Consider the following 16,143-nt stretch of genomic DNA (forward strand, 5'->3'; position numbering starts at 1 on the left):
AGGACCGCCCGAGGGCGGGCCCCCGGAGGGACGCATGCACGGTCAGGCATGCCCCAGGTGCTCGCGGAGGTCGGCGAGCTCGCCGAGGAGGCGGCCGATCGCGGCCGGGTCGGCGACGCGGTGGCTCGCGGCGGTCTCGCCCGGCCCCACCCGGACGCCGAGGTCGCCGTCGCCGAGCGACTGCAGGGCGTCCTCGTCGGTGACGTCGTCGCCGGCGAAGAGCACCCCGGTGGCGCCTACGGCCTCGCGCAGCCGCGCCACCCCGTCGTCCTTGCCGGTCGGGCGGACGGCGTACTCGCGCACGTTCTTGCCCTCCCGGGCGTGCACGCCGGGCTCGTCGGCGAGACGCCGACGGACCGCCTCGCGCACCTCCGTCGTCGTCGCCTCGTCGGCGAGCCGCGTGTGCAGCGCGAGGCCCGCCGGCTTCTCCTCGACGAAGACGCCCTCGCGACCGTCGGCCGCCGTGTGCAGCGCCTCGGAGATGACGGCGCGACGGGCGAGCTCGTCCTCGGTCAGGGAGGTCACCTCCCCCCCGATCCGCACCTCGATCCCGTGCGACCCGACGAGCAGCACCTGCTCGGGCATCTCGCTGATGCGGTCGAGCGACGCGAGGTCGCGGCCGGAGACGAGGGCGACGGAGGTGCCCTCCATCTCGAGCAGGCGACGGATCGCCTCCTTCGACTCGGGCAGCGGGCGGGCCGCCATCGGCTGGTCGACCTCGGGCGCGAGGGTGCCGTCGAAGTCGAGGGCGACGAGGAGGCGCGGCGTCGTCGCGAGGCGGCCGAGCGCGTCCGAGAGGGCCCGCGACTCGTCGTCCGTGGTCAGGGGGGTCGTGGTCACGATGCGTCCTCCTCGGCGGGTGCCGTGATCTGCTGGCCGGGGCGCACGTTCTCGAGCGCCTGCAGGAACGACGCGGACCAGCTGGCCACGTCGTGCTCGAGCACGCGCCGACGGAGTGCGCGCATCCGCGTCGTCCGGTCACGGCGCGGCATCTCGATCGCCCGCATGATGGTGTTCTTCAGGCCGCCGATGTCGTGCGGGTTGATCAGCAGCGCGGACTTGAGCTCGTCGGCCGCGCCGGCGAACTCGCTGAGCACGAGCACGCCGTCGTTGTCGCGGCGCACCGCCACGTACTCCTTCGCGACGAGGTTCATGCCGTCGCGGAGGGCGGTGACGAGCATGATGTCGGCGGCGAGGTAGAGCGCCACCATCTCCTCACGCGGGTAGCCGTGGTGGTGGTAGCTGATGGCCGTGTGGCTCATCGTCGCGTAGTCGCCGTTGATCCGGCCGACGGTCAGCTCGATCTCGTCGCGGAGGGTCTTGTATGTCTCGACCCGCTCGCGGCTGGGGCTCGCGACCTGGACCAGCGTCGCGTCCTCGACGCTGAGGCGGCCGTCGGCGAGCAGCTCGCCGAACGCCTTCATCCGGTGGCGGATGCCCTTGGTGTAGTCGAGCCGGTCGACGCCGAGCATGACCGTCTTCGGGTTGCCGAGGCCGGCGCGGATCTCGGCCGCCCTGGCCTGGATGTCGGGCCTCGCGGCCAGCTCTTCGTAGCTGGCGGCGTCGATCGAGATCGGGAAGTGCTTGGCGAGCACCCGTCGCACCTTCGTGCCGCGCCGGGAGACGTGCGAGGACCCCGTGGCCGCGTCGTCGTCGACCGGCACCTCGACGTAGGGGCGGGTCGTCCCGTAGCCGAGCAGGTGGCGCACCGCCCGCGAGAAGTTCGAGGCGTCGTCGCCGCGCTGGAAGCCGATGACGTCGGCGCCGAGCAGGCCCTCGAGGATCTGGCGGCGCCAGGGCAGCTGCGAGAAGATGCCGAGCGGCGGGAACGGGATGTGGTTGAAGAAGCCGATCGTCACGTCGGGGCGTGCCTCGCGGAGCATCTTCGGGACGAGCTGCAGCTGGTAGTCCTGCACCCAGATCGTGCCGCCCTCCTCGGTGATCTCGGCAGCACGGTCGGCGAACCGCTGGTTCACCTGCACGTACGCCTCCCACCAGAGCCGGTGGTACGTCGGGGCGGCGATCACGTCGTGGTAGAGCGGCCAGAGGGTGTCGTTGCTGAAGCCCTCGTAGTAGCGCTGCACCTCTTCCGCGCTGAGGGGCACCGGCACGATGTGGATGCCCTCGTCGACGAACGGCTCGAACTCGAGCTCGGGCTGGCCGGCCCAGCCGACCCAGGCCCCGTCGTTCGCCTTCATGACGGGCTCGAGGGCGGTCACGAGGCCCCCGGGCGAGTGCTGCCAGGACGCGGAGCCGTCCTCGGCGACGACGCGGTCGACGGGGAGGCGGTTGGAGACGACGACGAAGCCGTAGCGCTCAGCGGTGTCAGACATGGGGGTGATCAGCTCCGTTCGACCCCCGGGAGACGGGGGACGGCCAGATTATCAGCGCGCCCGTCCGGGCCCCCGGCGACGCCTGTCCCCCGGGCGCCCCTCCCTCGGACGCCCTCCACCCGGGTGACCCTCCCCCGGGCACCAGGCTCAGACGAGCCGCAGCACCTGCCGTGCCGCCTCGGCGAGCGCGCGGCCGTAGCTGCGGCCGTGGCCCGCGGCGTGCACCGCGAGCGGGTGCAGCTGGTGGAGCGGCACGCGGTCGCGCCAGCCGTCCCGGAGGGGCGAGGCGTCCTGGTAGCCGGCCAGCGCCTCCTCGAGGAAGGGGAGGCCGAACAGCTGCAGCATCGCCAGGTCGGTCTCGGGATGGCCGCCGTGCGCGGCCGGGTCGATCAGGACGACGCCGTCCGCGGCGACCAGGACGTTGCCGCTCCAGAGGTCGCCGTGCAGGCGGGCCGGTGCCTGGTCGTCGTCGAGCGCGCTCGCGGCGACGAGGTCGCAGGCGCTCTCGACGAGGTCGAGCTCGTCACGTGTCAGCGAGCCAGCCTCGACGGCCGTCCGGGCGAACGGCAGCACGCGCTGGGCGGCGTAGAAGGCGCCCCAGCTGTCGCGGGGCGTGCACTCCTGCTGCCGCCGGCCGATGAAGACGGGGCCGTGCCAGCCTGCAGGAGGCGCCCCGAAGGCGTCCGCGCCGGCCGAGTGGGTGGCGGCGAGCGCCGCGCCGAACCGCCGTGCCGCCTCCGGCGTCGGGCGGGTCTCGTGCACGGCCTCGAGCGCGATGCGTCCCGGCGAGACCGACTCGACGGCCACGATCCTGGCGCCCCCGCGGGGCGTGGCCTCGGCGAGCCAGGCGAGGCCGGCCGCCTCCGCCTCGAAGAAGTCGTCGGGGGCGTCGGCGCGCTGCTTCACGTGCGGGGTCACGTGGATAGCATGCCCCCATGACCGAGGCCCCGACCGCGACCCGCACCCCGACGCAGACCCGGTCGTACCGGGAGGGGCGGCTCGTGGCGCAGGGGTTCCCGCTCGCCGAGGTGAGCGACCACCTCGCGACCGAGGGCTGCACCGTCTGGGTCGACCTCACCGACCCCACGGAGGCGGACTTCGACGACCTCGAGGACGAGCTGGGGCTGCACGAGCTCGCCGTCGAGGACGCCCTGCAGGACGGCCAGCGGCCCAAGGTCGACCGCTACGAGAACCACCTCTTCACGGCGCTGTACGACGTCTCGTTCGACGCGGCCTCGGGCGAGCTGACGACGAGCGAGGTCAAGGCGTTCCTGACGGCGAGGGCGCTCGTGACCATCCACCACGCCGACTTCGACGTCTCCCGGCTCGAGAAGGCGTTCGACCAGAGCCCCGACCTCGCGGCGCACGGGGTCTCGTTCCTGCTCTGGGGCGTCCTCGACGTCGTCGTCGACCGGCACTTCGAGGCCGTCGACGCGCTCGACGACGAGATCGAGGGCATCGCCGACGACCTCTTCGACCCCGCGCCGCGCACCCTCGACGTGCAGAAGCGCTCGTTCGCGCTGCGCAAGAGCCTCGTGCGGCTGCGGCGCGTCGCCTCGCCCATGCGCGAGGTGCTCAACACCCTGCTGCGCCGTGACCTGCACGACCTCGACCCGGTCATGCAGCCCTACTACCAGGACGTCTACGACCACGTGATCCGGGTCGCCGAGCAGAACGACTCGCTCCGCGACCTCGTCTCGACCATCCTCGACACCAACCTCAACCTCCAGTCGAACCGCATGAACGGGATCATGAAGAAGGTGACGAGCTGGGCCGCGATCATCGCGGTGCCCACCGCCATCACCGGCTTCTACGGCCAGAACGTGCCGTACCCGGGCTTCAGCACGGTCGGCGGCTTCGTCACCTCGTGCGTGCTCATCGTCGGCGTCGGCGGCGTGCTCTGGTGGCAGTTCCGCAAGCGCGACTGGCTGTAGGAGGCGGCCGCCGGGCCCCGGTGGCGTTCCCCGGCCGTTCGCCCGACGTTCACCCCTGCTCGGCTCCCCCGCCGCGGGCCCGGTCGTAGCCTGGCCGCGTGATCACGGTCGGAACGAGCACGTCCTGCGTCTCCCCGCTCCCCGTCGACGAGGCGTTCCGCCTCGCGAGGACCACCGGCTTCGACGGGGTGGAGGTGATGGTGACCGCCGACCGGGCGAGCCGGGACGCCCGGCTGCTCCGCGCCTCCTCGGCTCGCTGGGGGCTGCCCGTGCTGTCGGTGCACGCACCGGTGCTTCCGCTCGCGCACTTCGCGCTCGGCCGCGACCAGGGCGAGAAGCTGCGGCGCTCGGCCGAGCTGGCCGCCGACCTCGGCGCGGCCACCGTGGTCGTCCACCCGCCGTTCCGCTGGCAACGACGGCACGCCGCGCGGTTCCTCGACCTGGTCCGGGAGCTGGCGGCCGCGACGGGCGTCGAGCTGGCGGTCGAGAACATGTTCCCGTGGCGGCTGGGTCCCGTCGTCGCCGACGTCTACTCCCCCGGGCACGACCCCGCGGCCCTCGACGTCGACGCGGCCGTGCTCGACTTCTCGCACGCGGCCGTCGCCGGGCGCGACGCGCTCGACCTCGCGCTGGCCCTCGGCCCGCGCCTCCGTCACGTCCACCTCTGCGACGGGGTCGTCTCGACGCGGCCGGGCGGCCTCGTCGACCAGCACCTGGTGCCGGGCACGGGCGACCAGCCGGTCGCCGAGGTGCTCGGGCACCTCGCCCGGTCGGGCTGGTCCGGGTCGGTCGTCGCCGAGGTGCACGCCCGCGGCCGGGCGACGGACGAGACGGTGCTCACGGACATGCTGCGGCGCACGCTGGCCCACGCTCGCGCAGCGCTGTCGGCGGGCGCGGCAGCAGGCGACGCCGCAGCGTCGAGTGCAGCGGCGGGCGCGGCGTCCTCGACCTACGCCCCGACGAGCACCGTCGCGACCACGGCGAGCGGCACGGCGACGACCGCGACCCCGAGACCTCCGAGCACGACGCCGCGCCACCTCACCTCGACGCCCATCGAGGTCAGCCGCCCGTGCCAGAGCAGCGTCGCGAGCGACGCCCAGGGCGCCACGAGGCAGCCGACGTTGACGCCGACGAGCACGGCGACGAGCCGCAGCGGCGAGCCGGCGACGGGCTCGAGGGCCAGGTAGGCGGGCAGGTTGTTCGCGACGTTGGCAGCGGCCGCGCTGCCGGCGGCGAGGCGCAGCAGGTCGGGCAGCCCGTCGCCCGAGCCGACGAGCACGGCGAGCGCGTCGGCGAGCCCGAGCGAGTGCGCCGCCTCGACGACGACGAAGAGGCCGCTGGCGAAGACGATCGTGCCCCAGGGGACGAGGCCGAGCCGCAGCGTGGAGGGGCGCCGCACGGCGGTGACGACGACGAGCGCCAGCGCGGCCACCGCGGCGGGGATCCACACCTCGATCCCGCTGACGAGCGCCGGCACGAGCAGCGCCACGGCGACGGCGGCCACGACGAAGAGCACGCGGTCGCCCGCCTCCTCCCGCCCGGGAGCCTCGAACCGCCCGCTCAGCTCGCGGCGGTAACGGATGCCGACGGCGGCCACCGGCACGACGGCGGCGACCACGGCCGCCGGCGCCACGAGCGCGGCGAAGGAGGCGGGCGACGGCGACCCGAGGGCGTCGAGGGCCAGCAGGTTGGTCAGGTTCGACACCGGCAGCAGCATCGAGCCGCAGTTCGCGAGCCACACCGTCGTGAGGGCGAACGGCATCGGCGGCAGCCCGACGCGGCGTGCGACCAGCACGACCACGGGCGTGAGCAGCACGGCCGTCGTGTCGAGCGACAGGAAGATCGTGCAGCCGAGCGCGAGGACGACGACGAACGCCCACAGCACCACGACGCGGCCGCGCGCCGCCCGCGCGGCGAACCCGGCGAGCCAGGAGAAGAGCCCCGCCTCGGCCGCGAGCTCAGACACGATCGTCAGGGCGACGACGAAGCCGAGCACCGGCGCCACGCGCTCGACGAGCGTGCCCAGCTCCTCGAGGGTGAGGACCCCGGCGAGCAGGGCGACGAGCCCGACGACGAGCAACGCTGCTCCGAGCACGGCAGTGCGCACCAGGTCTCCTCCGGCCGACGAGCCCGGACCGGGCGAGCCGGGCAGCTCACCCTACGGCCCCGCGACCTGCAGGGACTGCACCGATCCGCGCCGGTGCGCGGAGCGGCCTGACGAGTACGGTGGAGCCACCGATCACCAGGAGAGAACCGTGCGCAAATTCCTTTTCAACGGAGCGATCATCAGCTCGCTCTTCTCGGGCGTCAGCCTGCTCAAGAGCCTCAGCTCCGGCCCCCGCGACTGGCGGCTGCTGCTCACCGCCGTGGCCTGGGCGGCCACGACGGCCATCGCGGTCGGCAACGTCGTCGAGGCCGCGAACGAGAACGACTGACCGCTCGGCCCTCGGCCGGCTGACCTGCCGGAACGGGCACGAAGGAGGCGCGTCCCCGACCGGGGGCGCGCCTCCTTCGTGCCTACGGACCGGGCTCAGCGGTCGGGGCGACCGGTCGGGCGGCCGTCGAACGAGCGGTCGACGTGCGGGTCGCGCTCGTCCTCGGCGCCCATCGTCGCGGCGTAGGGCCGCGGCTCGGGGTCGGCGTCCCGCTGGATCGGGATCGCTTGGGTGAAGAGCTGGGTGCGCTCCGAGCCGGCGTTCTCGCCCGAGAAGAGGCCGCCTGCCTCCGAGGTGGACCGTGCGGGACGACGGGTCGTGGGCTCGGGCTCCGCCTCGACCGTCTGCACGCGCGTGCGCGGCACGGCCTGCGGCGAGACGCGGTGCAGCCACGAGACGAGGTCCTCGCGCACGAGGCAGCGCAGGTCGAAGAGCGTGCCCGCGTCCTTGGCGGTGACGAGCACGCGGACGCGCACCCAGCCGCCGGTCGCGTCCGTCACCTGGAGCACCTTCGTGCGCCGGTCCCAGAGGTCGGTGCGCTCGAGGATGCGGTCGAGCTCGTCGCGCATCGCGCCGGGGTCGACGCGCCAGTCGAGGTCGAGCTCGACGGCGCCGAGCAGCTCGCTGTTGCGACGGGTCCAGTTCTCGAACGGCGTGGTGGTGAAGTAGGTCGACGGCAGCACGAGGCGGCGGTCGTCCCAGATGTGCACGACCACGTACGAGAGCGTGATCTCCTCGATCAGGCCCCACTGGCCCTCGACCACCACGACGTCGTCGATGCGGATCGCGTCGCTGAAGGCGAGCTGGATCCCGGCGAACACGTTCGCCAGGGTGGACTGCGCCGCGAGGCCCGCGACGACCGAGACCAGCCCGGCGCTCGCGAGGACGCTCGCGCCGACCGCCTCGACCCCGGGGAAGCCCAGCAGGATCGCGCCGGCCGCGATGACGACCACCACGACCATGGTCAGGCGCCGGAGGATCAGCACCTGGGTGCGCACCCGCCGCGCGATCCGGTTGTCGGCGGTGTCGATGCGGTACCGCGCGAGCCCCAGGTCCTCGAAGAACAGGGCCAGGGCCCCGACGAACCAGGCCACGACGACGATCACGGCGACGCGGAACAGCTGCGCCACGACGTCGTCCCCGGCGTACGGGGAGCCGAGCAGGGCCGGCAGGGAGGTGCGGAGCGCGATCGTGAGGAGGACGACGAGCAGCGTCCACCGGAACGGACGGCGCATGCGCTCGACGAGCGCCTTCGCCCACTCCTTCTTCTTCGCGACGAGCCCCACGACGAGGCCGACCACGGCGGAGACGACGAAGGTGAGCACGACGGCGGCGGCCACCGAGATGAGCAGTTGGATCCAGGGCATCCGTCCACCCTGTCGCACCGGGGGGACGCCCGACCGACCTCGCTGCCGTCAGACTGGGACCGTGAGTCGATCCACAGGTTCCCGTCACGACGACGCCACGTCCTCGTCACCTCCCGGACGCCGACGTCGCGGGTCGCCGCGCAGCCAGACGCGTCGCGTGCTGAAGGCCGTGGCCCTGGTGCTGTTCGCCGTGGTCGTCCTGGTGGCGACCGGCTTCTTCGTCTGGGCCAAGACGCCGATGTCGGCCACCGCCTCCTCGCTGGCCGCCGTCGCGGACGACCCCCGCGTCGACGTCGTCGACCGGCCCGACGTCGTCGTGATGCGCCCGGCGCGGACGGCCGCGCTCGACCAGGGCCTCGTCTTCGTCGCCGGCGCCCGGGTCGACCCGCAGGCCTACGAGCAGGTGCTCGCCGGGCTCGTCGCCACCGGCGTCACGGTGGTCGTGGAGCGCCCGGTGCTCGGCTTCGGCGTCCTCGACCCGCGTCCGCTCTCGCACTTCACGGACCTGGCGCCCGAGGTGACGAACTGGGCCGTGGGCGGACACTCCCTCGGCGGGGTGCGCGCCTGCCAGTACGCCGCCGATGACCCTGCCGTCGACGGCCTCGTCCTCTTCGGCTCGTACTGCGCGACGACCGACCTCTCGGGCCGCGACGACCTGCCCGTGCTCAGCCTCGGCGGCGGCGAGGACGGGCTCAGCACGCCGGACGACATCGAGCGTTACCGCGACATGCTCCCTGACGACGCGACGGTCGTCGAGGTCCCCGGACTGGCGCACGCGCAGTTCGGTAGCTACGGCGTCCAGCCGGGCGACGGCAGGCCGACGATCAGCGACGAGGAGGCGCGGTCACGGATCGACCGCGAGCTCACGTCGTTCTTCGCGGGCGTGGGCGACTGACGGCCCCGCCGCCGACGGTCCCGTCGACGTGTCAGACGGAGCGCTTGCGAAGGCGCAGGGCCTCGAGTGCCATGCCGAGCGTGGCGTAGCGGCCGACCTCTTCCGACCAGGCCGGGTTCGGCCCCTTGAGGGCCACGTGCACGCCGCCCTCGTCGCGGACGTGGCCGAGGACGCGGTCGGGAGTCGACACCTGGACCAGCCCGCCGGAGACGATCCGGGTGCTGATCTGCGCACTGCGGCGGAGGGGCTCGACGGCGATCGTGGTCACGGGGTGGTGCCTTTCGTGGGGGACGTGCGCGATCGACGGTACCCGCGCCTCCTCTGTCGTCCCCTGGGGCTCTGCCGTGCGTTCCTGGTGGTGCGCCTGTGCGGACGCCTGGGTCGGGGTACGACGACGCCCCGCCCGGCAGAGCCGGACGGGGCGCGATCGTGCCCGCAGGGCGCGGGACGAGGAGGTGCGGGTCAGCTGGTGAGGCCGTCCACGTAGTCCTGGTTCTCGGCGATCCACTCGTCGACGACCTCGCTGTAGTCGCTGCCGTCGACGCCGCTGTTGAACATGGCGTTCTCGAGCGACGAGAGGGTCTCGGTGTCCATCTCGAAGCCCTCGAGCCACTCGGTCAGCTGCGGGAAGTTCGCCGTGAAGCTCTTGCCGCCGAACGAGTGGATTCCCTCGGCGTCGCCGAGCGTGCCCTTCGGGTCCGCGAGGTCCTTGATCGGGAACGCGTCGTAGGCCCAGTGCGGGCTCCACAGGGTCACGGCGATGTTCTCGCCGGCCTCGGTGGCGCTCTTCAGCTCGGTGAGCATGGCGGCGGTGGACGAGGTCTGCAGCTCGAGGGCGTCGATGCCGTAGTCGGGGATGGTCGCGTCCTGCACGGCCGTCGTCAGGCCGGCGCCGGGCTCGATGCCGACGATGGAGCCGCCGAAGAGGTCCGCGTTCGCGTTCAGCTCCTCGATCGAGTCGATCGGGGCGTCGGCGTTGACCGCGACCGCGAGCTTCGCGTCGTCGTTCCACGCGCCGAGGTCGGTGAGGTCGTCGCCGTACTTCTCGACGTAGTCCGCGTGGGTCGTCGGCAGCCAGGTGTCGAGCACGACGTCGTAGTCGTCGGTGGTGAGGCCCGAGTAGACGGGGGCGACGTCGGCCATCTGGAGGTTGACGGTGTAGCCCTCGTCCTCGAGCACCGACTTCCAGAGCCAGGAGGCGGCGATGCCCTCGTCCCAGCCGTTGAAGACGGCGAGCTCGACGACGCTCTCGTCGCCGTTCTCGAGGGTCTCGGCCGACGACGAGCTGCCGGGGGGCGAGCAGGCGGCGAGGCCGAGGACGGCGGTGGTGCCGAGGGCGACGGAGGCGGCGATGGTGCGCTTCTTCATGGGTGTCCTTCCGGGGACGATCGGTGACTTCGAGGTGCTGGTGCTGGTGCTGGTGCTGGCGGCCGTGTTCGGGCCGGTGGGCCGCGGCGCTGTGCCTGCTGGCAGGCTCACGCGCCGGCCCCCACGGGGACGGGCTGCTCGCTGTCGGCGGTGCGCGCCTCCTGGGTGCTCGGCGACGGGGCGGGAGCGTCGTCCCGGCCGGCACCGCTGCGGAGGGGGCGTCGCCGTGCGCGACGGTCCGCGCCGAGGGCGGCCGTCATCCGGTCGAGGATGATCGCGAGCACGACGACCGAGATGCCGGCCTCCGCCCCGAGGGCGATGTCGATGCGGTTGAGGCTCGCGACGATGTCGCCGCCGAGACCGCCCGCGCCGACCATGCCGGCGATGACCACCATCGAGAGCGACAGCATGATGACCTGGTTGACGCCGGCCATGATGCTCGGCTTCGCGAGGGGCAGCTGGATCTGGCGGAGGATGCGCCAGGGCGACGAGCCGAAGGCGTGGCCGGCCTCGACGACCTCCTTGTCGACCCCGCGGATGCCGAGCTCGGTGAGGCGGACGCCGGGAGCCATCGCGAACACGACGGTCGCGACGATGCCGGGGACGACGCCGATCCGGAACAGCAGCAGGGCGGGGATCAGGTAGACGAACGCGGGCGTCGTCTGCATGAAGTCGAGCACGGGCCGGATGATCTGCGAGGCCAGCGACGACTTCGCGGCGAGCACGCCGAGCGGGATGCTCAGCACGATGGCCACTGCGCCGGCGACGAGCACCAGGGCGAGGGTCGACATCGCGTTCTCCCACTGGCCGAGGGTGCCGATGAAGAGCAGCCCGGCCGCCGTGCCGAGGCCGAACTTCCAGCCCTTCGCGACGAACGCGAGGGCCGCGATCACGACGACGACCGCCCAGAAGGGAGGCGCGCTGAGGAAGTACTCGACCCACTCGTAGAAGAAGGTCACGATCGCGCGGATCACGGAGAAGAAACCGCCGAGGTGGGTGGTGACCCAGTCGACGACGACGGCGACGGCGTCGCCGAAGGGGATGCGGAGGTACTCGTTCATCGGAGGGCTCCCTCGGTGGTCGCGGTCGCGGTCGTGGTCGGGACGCCGTCGGGCGAGGCGAGGGTCTCGTCGAGCTCGCTCTCGGAGTAGCGGGTGACGGGCTCGAGCACGGGGATCGGCGACGTCGAGGTGTCGACCCCGCCGAGCGCGGCGAGCAGCGTGACGCGCGGGATGACGCCGATCAGGCGGTCGCGGTCGTCGACCACGGCGATGGGCAGCGGGCTCTCGACGGCCAGCTCGAAGAGGTCGACGAGGGCGGCGTCGGGGCCGACCTTCGCGAACTCGGCGTTGACGATCGAGGCGAGGTCGGTGTCGGCGGCCTTGACCTGGCGCATCACGTGGCCGTCGCGCACCCAGCCGAGCAGCGTGCGGTCGCGGCCGAGCACGAACAACGCCGCGGTCTGCAGGTCACGCAGCGTGCGGAGCGCGCCCCGCGGGCCGGCGGTCAGCTGGACGACGGCGCGGGCCGGCTCCATCACGCTCGAGGCGGTGAGCACCCGCGCTCGGTCGACGTCCTGCACGAACTGGGCGACGTAGTCGTTCGCCGGGTCGGTGAGGATGTCCTCCGGCGTGCCGATCTGCACGATGCGGCCGTCGCGCATGACGGCGATCCGGTCGCCGAGGAACATCGCCTCGTTGAGGTCGTGGGTGATGAAGACGATCGTCTTGCCGAGGGTCGCCTGCAGCTCGAGCAGCTGCTCCTGCATCTCGCGTCGGATGAGCGGGTCGAGGGCGCTGAACGCCTCGTCCATCAGCAGGATGTCGGTCTCGGCGGCGAGCGCCCGGGCCAGGCCGACACGCTGCTGCATGCCGCCCGACAGCTCGGAGGGCAGCTTGTCCTCCCAGCCGCCGAGGCCGACGACCTCGGTCATCTCCCTCGCCTTGGCCAGGCGGTCGGCCTTCGTCACGCCCTGGACCTCGAGGCCGTAGGCGACGTTGTCGAGCACGGTGCGGTGCGGCAGCAGCGCGAAGTGCTGGAACACCATCGACACGTTCTGGCGTCGCACCTCGCGGAGCCGTGCGGCGGGCACGTCGGAGATCGCCGACCCGCCCACCTCGACCGAGCCGGAGGTGGGCTCGAGCAGGCCGTTCAGCATCCGGATGAGCGTCGACTTGCCGGAGCCGGACAGGCCCATCACGACGAAGATCTCGCCGGGCTGCACGTCGAAGGAGGCGTCGATGACGGCGGCCGTGCCGAGGGACGCGGCCTCGGCTCGGGTGGCGCCCGCCTCCAGGCGGGTCACGGCGTCCTTGGGGCGGCGGCCGAACACCTTGTACAGGTTCCGGGCTCGCACTGCGGGGGTGGTGGTCACGGGCTCTCCATGCGCACGCCGAGAGGGGCGTCCGGCCGCTCGGGCCGGAGCCGTCGGCGGCGTCCAGGTCGGGCGGACGGGTCGACGGCACGTGCGGGACGGACCGGCTCAAGCGGCGCTTGACCGGCGTCGTGCCTGGTCTGCCTCGCGAACCTGTACCCCGCTGGGCCGATCACGGGACCGGCGCCGGCGCCACCAGACCGTACGTCGCCTCGGCCCGGTGGTCGTGGGGGCCGGCGGCAGCGCGTCCTGATGATGACGGACCCGGGTGACCGGGTCGACACGACGGTAGCGTGGACGACACGTGACGACCAAGTCGCCGACCCCCTCGCGGGGGACCGCACACGTCCCCCGTCGCGGCGTGTCGCCTGTGCCTGCGGGGATCACGATCGAGACCCCATCGTTACAGAGCCTGCACGCACCGACCCGCGCCTCCTCGTCTCGCGCACCGCGGCCAGGGAGCGTGCACATCGTGCACCGGGGGGTCTACGGTCGTGCCATGACGAGTCCCTCGAACGAGGGCGGCCGCGACGCCGCCCCCGACCACGTCCCCCAGGATTTCTCGCACGAGCAGGAGGGGTTCCACCAGGGCCTCAAGCCGCGCCAGCTCCAGATGATCGCCATCGGCGGCGCGATCGGGACGGGGCTGTTCCTCGGCGCCGGCGGCCGTCTCGCCTCGGCGGGCCCCGCGCTCGCGATCGTCTTCGCGATCTGCGGCGTCTTCGCCTTCTTCATCCTGCGGGCCCTCGGCGAGCTCGTGCTGCACCGCCCCTCCTCGGGCTCGTTCGTCTCGTACGCCCGTGAGTTCTTCGGCGAGAAGGCCGCCTACGCCGCCGGCTGGATGTACTTCCTCAACTGGGCGATGACCGCCATCGTCGATGTCACCGCCGTCGCGCTCTACCTGCACTACTGGAGCGCCTTCACCTCGGCCCCGGACTGGCTGCTCGCCCTCGTGGCGCTCGCCGTCGTGCTGTCCGTCAACCTGCTGGCGGTCAAGGTCTTCGGCGAGATGGAGTTCTGGTTCGCGATCATCAAGGTCGCCGCCCTCGTGGTGTTCCTCGTCGTGGGCGTCGTGTGGCTCGCGGCGTCGTTCCCCGTGACGAGCGGCGGAGAGTCGATCGACACGGGCTGGTCGGTGATCGCCGCGAGCGGCATCCTGCCGAACGGCATCCTGCCCGCGGTCATCGTCGTCCAGGGCGTGGTGTTCGCGTACGCCGCGATCGAGCTCGTCGGCACGGCGTCCGGCGAGACGCAGCACCCCGAGAAGGTCGTGCCCCGCGCGATCAACACCGTCATCATCCGCATCGCGGTGTTCTACGTCGGCAGCCTCGTGCTGCTGTCGCTGCTGCTGCCCTACACGTCGTACGAGGCCGGGCAGAGCCCGTTCGTGACGTTCTTCGGCAGCATCGGCAGCCCTGAGGTGGGCGAGGTGGCCGGCTCGATCATGAACTTCGTGGTCGTCACCGCCGCGCTCTCGAGCCTCAACGCCGGCCTCTACTCGACCGGTCGGGTGCTGCACTCGATGGGCATGAACGGGTCGGCGCCGAAGTTCACGACGAAGATGTCGAAGGGCGGCGTGCCCTTCGGCGGCATCCTGCTCACCGCGAGCATCACCCTGCTCGGCGTCGTGCTCAACGCGGTCGTCGGCGCGAACACGGCGTTCGAGATCGTCCTCAACATCGCCTCGCTCGGCATCCTGACGGCCTGGGGCACGATCATCCTCTGCCAGATGCGGCTGCGGCAGTGGGCCAAGGAGGGCAAGGCGGAAGAGCCGTCGTTCCGCCTGCCCGGCGCGCCCGTGACGAGCTGGCTGACGCTGGCGTTCCTGCTCGCGGTCGTCGTGCTGATGGCGATCGACTGGCCGATCGGCTCGTTCACCGTGATGTCGCTCGTCGTCATCATCCCGCTGCTGGTGCTCGGCTGGCACCTCCAGCGCGACCGCATCCTCGCGGCGGCACGGCTGCGCGAGGGCATGACGGGCCCCTACCCGGTCACCGGTCGCGACGCGTCGTCGCAGCTGCCCCGCGACGACCGCGGACAGGACTAGCCCGCGGCGCTCGGGCAGCCGAGGTCAGAAGAGCGGCCAGGGGACGGCGGGCGCCTGGCCCTCGGGCTCGGGGAAGGCGCCCGTCGACCGGAGGCGGGCGCACCGGGCCTGGAGGGCTGCGAGCTCGGCCTCGGTGACCAGCCCGCCGAGGACGGCCCCCAGCTCGCCGCCGAGCTGCCGCTCGACCCGGGCGACGCCGTCGAGCTCGTCGCTCGTCAGGGGCTCGCCGGCCCAGCCCCAGAGGACGGTGCGGAGCTTGTGCTCGACGTGCAGGGTCAGGCCGTGGTCGACTCCGTGCCGTCGGCCGTCCGGCATCGCCAGGACGTGCGCGCCCTTGCGGTCCGCGTTGTTCACGACGACGTCGAAGACGGCCATCCGGCGGAGGGCGGCGGAGTCCTCGTGGACGAGCGCCACCGGCTCGTCGTCCTCGTCGAGGCCCTCGAGCACCGTGCGCCAGCCTTCGTCCGGGACGTCTGCCGAGGGCAGCAGGTCGACGGCGTCCTGCTCGGGGTCGACGTCGCACCAGAGCTGCACCATGCCGGGGCCGAGCGGTCCGTCACGGAGCCAGGTGCGCGGCACGACGTCCCAGCCCAGCGCCTCGGAGATGTGCCAGGAGGCGACCTCACGGGAGGCGAGGTCGCCGTCGGGGAAGTCCCACAGGGGGCGCTCGCCCGCGACGGGCTTGTAGACGACGACCACGCCCTCGATCTCGCCGACGAACGTCGCGTTGGAGGCGGTGGTCACCCGGCCCGTGAGCGTCAGCTCCCCCGTCACCAGGTCGGGCCCGGTCGTCACCAGGAGTCGCCGGGGACGGCGCAGACGTGGCCCTCGGGGTCCATGGGCGCACCGCAGAGGGGGCAGAGCGGACGGCCGGCGCCCACGACCTCGAGGGTGCGGGCGGCGAAGGCCCTGGCGGTGCCGACGGGGAGCCTCAGGGTCATCATCTCGACGGGCTCGACGGCCTCGTCCGCATCGAGGTCGACGTCGAGGTCGTCGTCGCCGGGATCGGCGAGGGGGTAGGCCTCGACGACGACCTGGGCGGTGGACGGGTCCCAGCCGAGGCTCAGGGCGCCGACGCGGAACTCGGCCTCGACCGGCTGGTCCAGGGGCGCGTGGTCGACGAGCTCGTCAGGTGTCGTCTCGGGCACGCTGGCGGGGTTCCCCTCGACGCGGCGCACCTCGTCGAGGATCTCGTCGATCTTGTGCGCCAGGACGGCGGACTGCTCCTTCTCGAGGGCGACGCTGACGACGCGTCGGCCGTCGCGGGCCTGGAGGTAGAAGGTGCGGGCTCCGGGCAGCCCGACGGTGCCGACGACGACGCGGTCGGGCCAGTCGAACCCGTGGACGATGGTGGGCATGGGGCCATCCTACGAGCGGTGCGGACGGGTGT

The 16,143-nt window shown here is 72.7% G+C and carries 15 protein-coding genes and 1 pseudogene; 5 read left to right on the plus strand and 11 right to left on the minus strand.

What is annotated here, in order from left to right; all coding sequences use genetic code 11:
* Nucleotides 1-42 precede the first annotated feature (42 nt).
* The 3 genes from otsB to ITJ48_RS04315 all read right to left on the minus strand — a co-directional run bounded on the left by otsB (nucleotide 43) and on the right by ITJ48_RS04315 (nucleotide 3,251).
* Nucleotides 43-840, minus strand: coding sequence for a trehalose-phosphatase (gene otsB, locus ITJ48_RS04305; RefSeq protein ID WP_370544774.1), 798 nt, complete (start codon nucleotides 838-840; stop codon nucleotides 43-45).
* A complete protein-coding gene (locus ITJ48_RS04310) occupies nucleotides 837-2,333 on the minus strand; it encodes a trehalose-6-phosphate synthase (protein WP_194612528.1) in 1,497 nt (498 codons plus the stop codon). Before ITJ48_RS04310 ends, otsB begins: the two co-directional genes overlap by 4 nt.
* A gap of 147 nt (nucleotides 2,334-2,480) precedes the next feature.
* Nucleotides 2,481-3,251 carry a fructosamine kinase family protein gene (locus tag ITJ48_RS04315; RefSeq protein ID WP_194612529.1) on the minus strand — a complete coding sequence of 257 codons (771 nt, stop codon included), beginning with the start codon at nucleotides 3,249-3,251 and terminating at the stop codon, nucleotides 2,481-2,483.
* A gap of 17 nt (nucleotides 3,252-3,268) precedes the next feature.
* Between ITJ48_RS04315 and ITJ48_RS04320 the strand changes: the two genes are divergently transcribed.
* Nucleotides 3,269-4,267: a magnesium transporter CorA family protein gene (locus ITJ48_RS04320; RefSeq protein WP_194612530.1), complete on the plus strand. Its 999-nt coding sequence runs from the start codon at nucleotides 3,269-3,271 to the stop codon at nucleotides 4,265-4,267.
* 98 nt (nucleotides 4,268-4,365) lie between these two features.
* A pseudogene (locus tag ITJ48_RS16040) lies at nucleotides 4,366-5,079 on the plus strand (sugar phosphate isomerase/epimerase family protein); the annotation flags it as partial.
* A 137-nt stretch (nucleotides 5,080-5,216) separates the two neighbouring features.
* On the opposite strand, the gene ITJ48_RS04325 reads toward ITJ48_RS16040, so the two are convergent.
* Nucleotides 5,217-6,374, minus strand: coding sequence for an SLC13 family permease (locus ITJ48_RS04325; protein WP_194612531.1), 1,158 nt, complete (start codon nucleotides 6,372-6,374; stop codon nucleotides 5,217-5,219).
* A gap of 148 nt (nucleotides 6,375-6,522) precedes the next feature.
* Here ITJ48_RS04325 and ITJ48_RS04330 point away from each other — a divergent pair, with 148 nt between their 5' ends.
* Nucleotides 6,523-6,702, plus strand: coding sequence for a hypothetical protein (locus ITJ48_RS04330; RefSeq protein WP_123546487.1), 180 nt, complete (start codon nucleotides 6,523-6,525; stop codon nucleotides 6,700-6,702).
* A 95-nt stretch (nucleotides 6,703-6,797) separates the two neighbouring features.
* Here the strand turns inward: ITJ48_RS04330 and ITJ48_RS04335 are convergent, their stop codons facing one another.
* Complete coding sequence (locus tag ITJ48_RS04335; protein WP_194612532.1) at nucleotides 6,798-8,069, minus strand: mechanosensitive ion channel family protein; 1,272 nt, start codon at nucleotides 8,067-8,069, stop codon at nucleotides 6,798-6,800.
* Between the two features lie 61 nt (nucleotides 8,070-8,130).
* Here ITJ48_RS04335 and ITJ48_RS04340 point away from each other — a divergent pair, with 61 nt between their 5' ends.
* Entirely contained in the window at nucleotides 8,131-8,964 is an 834-nt protein-coding gene (locus ITJ48_RS04340) for an alpha/beta hydrolase (RefSeq protein WP_370544775.1), read from the plus strand.
* Nucleotides 8,965-8,995: 31 nt separating this feature from the next.
* On the opposite strand, the gene ITJ48_RS04345 is transcribed toward ITJ48_RS04340, so the two are convergent.
* The 4 genes from ITJ48_RS04345 to ITJ48_RS04360 all read right to left on the minus strand — a co-directional run bounded on the left by ITJ48_RS04345 (nucleotide 8,996) and on the right by ITJ48_RS04360 (nucleotide 12,706).
* Nucleotides 8,996-9,232, minus strand: coding sequence for a hypothetical protein (locus tag ITJ48_RS04345; protein ID WP_194612534.1), 237 nt, complete (start codon nucleotides 9,230-9,232; stop codon nucleotides 8,996-8,998).
* 194 nt (nucleotides 9,233-9,426) lie between these two features.
* Nucleotides 9,427-10,332: a glycine betaine ABC transporter substrate-binding protein gene (locus ITJ48_RS04350; protein WP_194612535.1), complete on the minus strand. Its 906-nt coding sequence runs from the start codon at nucleotides 10,330-10,332 to the stop codon at nucleotides 9,427-9,429.
* A 107-nt stretch (nucleotides 10,333-10,439) separates the two neighbouring features.
* The gene (locus tag ITJ48_RS04355) at nucleotides 10,440-11,393 is read right to left on the minus strand and encodes a proline/glycine betaine ABC transporter permease (RefSeq protein ID WP_194612536.1); all 954 of its coding nucleotides are present in this window, start codon (nucleotides 11,391-11,393) and stop codon (nucleotides 10,440-10,442) included.
* Nucleotides 11,390-12,706 (minus strand): glycine betaine/L-proline ABC transporter ATP-binding protein, encoded by a 1,317-nt coding sequence (locus tag ITJ48_RS04360; protein ID WP_194612537.1) that lies wholly within the window; start codon nucleotides 12,704-12,706, stop codon nucleotides 11,390-11,392. Before ITJ48_RS04360 ends, ITJ48_RS04355 begins: the two co-directional genes overlap by 4 nt.
* A 499-nt stretch (nucleotides 12,707-13,205) precedes the next feature.
* On the opposite strand from ITJ48_RS04360, the gene ITJ48_RS04365 reads away from it, so the two are divergent.
* Nucleotides 13,206-14,753 carry an amino acid permease gene (locus ITJ48_RS04365; protein WP_194612538.1) on the plus strand — a complete coding sequence of 516 codons (1,548 nt, stop codon included), beginning with the start codon at nucleotides 13,206-13,208 and terminating at the stop codon, nucleotides 14,751-14,753.
* 24 nt (nucleotides 14,754-14,777) lie between these two features.
* On the opposite strand, the gene ITJ48_RS04370 is transcribed toward ITJ48_RS04365, so the two are convergent.
* Together ITJ48_RS04370 and ITJ48_RS04375 are read right to left on the minus strand one after the other, a co-directional pair.
* Nucleotides 14,778-15,548 carry an SCO1664 family protein gene (locus ITJ48_RS04370; protein WP_194612539.1) on the minus strand — a complete coding sequence of 257 codons (771 nt, stop codon included), beginning with the start codon at nucleotides 15,546-15,548 and terminating at the stop codon, nucleotides 14,778-14,780.
* The gene (locus ITJ48_RS04375) at nucleotides 15,545-16,111 is read right to left on the minus strand and encodes a DUF3090 domain-containing protein (protein ID WP_194612540.1); all 567 of its coding nucleotides are present in this window, start codon (nucleotides 16,109-16,111) and stop codon (nucleotides 15,545-15,547) included. Before ITJ48_RS04375 ends, ITJ48_RS04370 begins: the two co-directional genes overlap by 4 nt.
* Nucleotides 16,112-16,143 lie beyond the last annotated feature (32 nt).

The sequence above is a fragment of the Frigoribacterium sp. VKM Ac-2530 genome, from assembly GCF_015350835.1.
Lineage (GTDB): Bacteria > Actinomycetota > Actinomycetes > Actinomycetales > Microbacteriaceae > Frigoribacterium.